Origin of the sequence: Chromobacterium sp. IRSSSOUMB001, assembly GCF_023507765.1 — a bacterium.
Classification (GTDB): domain Bacteria; phylum Pseudomonadota; class Gammaproteobacteria; order Burkholderiales; family Chromobacteriaceae; genus Chromobacterium; species Chromobacterium haemolyticum.
In genome coordinates this window covers 1-3,328 of the sequence record NZ_JALCYU010000041.1, presented here as the reverse complement: position 1 = coordinate 3,328, position 3,328 = coordinate 1, and the positions used below count along the sequence as shown (strand labels likewise).

Annotated in this window: 2 rRNA genes; both read left to right on the top strand. The window is 52.1% G+C overall.

What is annotated here, in order from left to right:
• The first annotated feature begins 193 nt into the window (after positions 1-193).
• Positions 194-3,083, top strand: a 23S ribosomal RNA gene (locus tag MOV80_RS23170).
• 126 nt (positions 3,084-3,209) lie between these two features.
• Positions 3,210-3,324: ribosomal RNA gene (gene rrf / locus MOV80_RS23165) — 5S ribosomal RNA — on the top strand.
• Positions 3,325-3,328: the final 4 nt, after the last annotated feature.

Here is a 3,328-nt window from a genome sequence, read left to right as displayed (position 1 = left end):
GATCTTTAACAAACTGAAGAAGCCGAATATATAAAGACGGCGAGAAGGACGATGGAGTTAACTCTTCATTGGCTGGATCGTCATCTTGGGTATTTGATTGTATCTAGGCTACGTCGCCATATCAAAAGGGGCGGTGTAGTCGTCGCACAAACACAACTTGTTGTTTTAGTGATCCAGGTTACTGAAATGATAGGGTCAAGCGACTAAGTGCATCTGGTGGATGCCTTGGCGATCATAGGCGAAGAAGGACGTGTAAGCCTGCGAAAAGCGCGGGGGAGCTGGCAATAGAGCTTTGATCCCGCGATGTCCGAATGGGGAAACCCCTCCGCAAGGAGATCCCGTGCTGAATACATAGGCACGAGGAGGCGAACGCAGCGAACTGAAACATCTAAGTAGCTGCAGGAAAAGAAATCAACCGAGATTCCGTTAGTAGTGGCGAGCGAACGCGGAAGAGCCTGTACGTGTTATGGATTGTGTTAGTGGAAGGTTCATGGAAAGGACCGCCATAGTGGGTGATAGCCCCGTACACGAAAACGCATTCCAAGGACTAGGCGTACGATAAGTAGGGCGGGACACGAGAAATCCTGTCTGAAGATGGGGGGACCATCCTCCAAGGCTAAATACTCATGATCGACCGATAGTGAACCAGTACCGTGAGGGAAAGGCGAAAAGAACCCCGGGAGGGGAGTGAAATAGAACCTGAAACCGGATGCATACAAACAGTGGGAGCGGACTTGTTCCGTGACTGCGTACCTTTTGTATAATGGGTCAGCGACTTACGTTCAGTAGCGAGCTTAACCGAATAGGGGAGGCGTAGGGAAACCGAGTCCGAATAGGGCGATTTTAGTTGCTGGGCGTAGACCCGAAACCGAGTGATCTATCCATGGCCAGGATGAAGGTGCGGTAACACGCACTGGAGGTCCGAACCCACTAGTGTTGCAAAACTAGGGGATGAGCTGTGGATAGGGGTGAAAGGCTAAACAAACTCGGAGATAGCTGGTTCTCCCCGAAAACTATTTAGGTAGTGCCTCATGTATCACTTCCGGGGGTAAAGCACTGTTATGGCTAGGGGGTCATTGCGATTTACCAAACCATGGCAAACTCTGAATACCGGAAAGTGCGAGCATGGGAGACAGACGGTGGGTGCTAACGTCCATCGTCAAGAGGGAAACAACCCAGACCGCCAGCTAAGGTCCCAAATGATCAGTTAAGTGGTAAACGAAGTGGGAAGGCCTAGACAGCCAGGATGTTGGCTTAGAAGCAGCCATCATTTAAAGAAAGCGTAATAGCTCACTGGTCGAGTCGTCCTGCGCGGAAGATGTAACGGGGCTCAAACTGATAACCGAAGCTGCGGATTTGCACGTAAGTGCAGATGGTAGGGGAGCGTTCTGTAGGTCTGAGAAGGTGTCTCGTAAGGGATGCTGGAGATATCAGAAGTGCGAATGCTGACATGAGTAGCGATAAAGCGGGTGAAAAGCCCGCTCGCCGAAAGCCCAAGGTTTCCTACGCAACGTTCATCGGCGTAGGGTGAGTCGGCCCCTAAGGCGAGGCTGAAAAGCGTAGTCGATGGGAAACGGGTTAAAATTCCCGTACTTTTATGCAGTGCGATGTGGGGACGGAGAAGGTTAGGTCATCAGACTGTTGGAATAGTCTGTTTAAGCCGGTAGGCTGGGGAGGTAGGCAAATCCGCCTTCCCTTAAGGCCGAGACGTGATGACGAGGGTCTACGGACCTGAAGTGACTGATACCACGCTTCCAGGAAAAGCCACTAAGCTTCAGCTGCATAAGAACCGTACCGCAAACCGACACAGGTGGGCAGGATGAGAATTCTAAGGCGCTTGAGAGAACTCAGGAGAAGGAACTCGGCAAATTGATACCGTAACTTCGGGAGAAGGTATGCCTCTTAGAGTGAATCCCCCGCGGGAGGAGCTTTGAGAGGTCGCAGAGAATCGGTGGCTGCGACTGTTTAACAAAAACACAGCACTGTGCCAACACGAAAGTGGACGTATACGGTGTGACGCCTGCCCGGTGCTGGAAGGTTAAGTGATGGGGTGCAAGCTCTTGATCGAAGCCCCAGTAAACGGCGGCCGTAACTATAACGGTCCTAAGGTAGCGAAATTCCTTGTCGGGTAAGTTCCGACCCGCACGAATGGCGTAACGATGGCCACACTGTCTCCTCCTGAGACTCAGCGAAGTTGAAGTGTTTGTGAAGATGCAATCTCCCCGCTGCTAGACGGAAAGACCCCGTGAACCTTTACTGTAGCTTTGCATTGGACTTTGAACAGACTTGTGTAGGATAGGTGGGAGGCTATGAAGTGGGAACGCTAGTTCTCATGGAGCCGTCCTTGAAATACCACCCTGGTGTGTTTGAGGTTCTAACCTTGGTCCGTGATCCGGATTGGGGACAGTGCATGGTAGGCAGTTTGACTGGGGCGGTCTCCTCCCAAAGTGTAACGGAGGAGTTCGAAGGTTACCTAGGTACGGTCGGAAATCGTGCTGATAGTGCAATGGCAAAAGGTAGCTTAACTGCGAGACCGACAAGTCGAGCAGGTGCGAAAGCAGGACATAGTGATCCGGTGGTTCTGAATGGAAGGGCCATCGCTCAACGGATAAAAGGTACTCCGGGGATAACAGGCTGATACCGCCCAAGAGTTCACATCGACGGCGGTGTTTGGCACCTCGATGTCGGCTCATCACATCCTGGGGCTGTAGCCGGTCCCAAGGGTATGGCTGTTCGCCATTTAAAGTGGTACGTGAGCTGGGTTCAAAACGTCGTGAGACAGTTTGGTCCCTATCTGCAGTGGGCGTTGGAAGTTTGACGGGGGCTGCTCCTAGTACGAGAGGACCGGAGTGGACGCACCTCTGGTGTACCGGTTGTGACGCCAGTCGCATTGCCGGGTAGCTAAGTGCGGAAGAGATAACCGCTGAAAGCATCTAAGCGGGAAACTCGCCTGAAGATGAGACTTCCCTGAGGGCTTGACCCTCCTGAAGAGTCGTTCGAGACCAGGACGTTGATAGGTCGGGTGTGGAAGCGCTGTGAGGCGTTAAGCTAACCGATACTAATTGCTCGTGAGGCTTGATCCTATCATTTGAGTGTCTTGGGTAACCGAGAGACGATGAGATAGTGGTTGTGCGACACAATTGAATACCGAATATATGTGGGTTGATGAAACATCAACTCAGGCTTCTTCCAGTTTGTACAAGTTTATGTCTGGTGGCCATAGCGAGGTGGTCCCACGCCTTCCCATCCCGAACAGGACCGTGAAACGCCTTAGCGCCGATGATAGTGTGGCATTCGCCATGTGAAAGTAGGACACCGCCAGACGCCC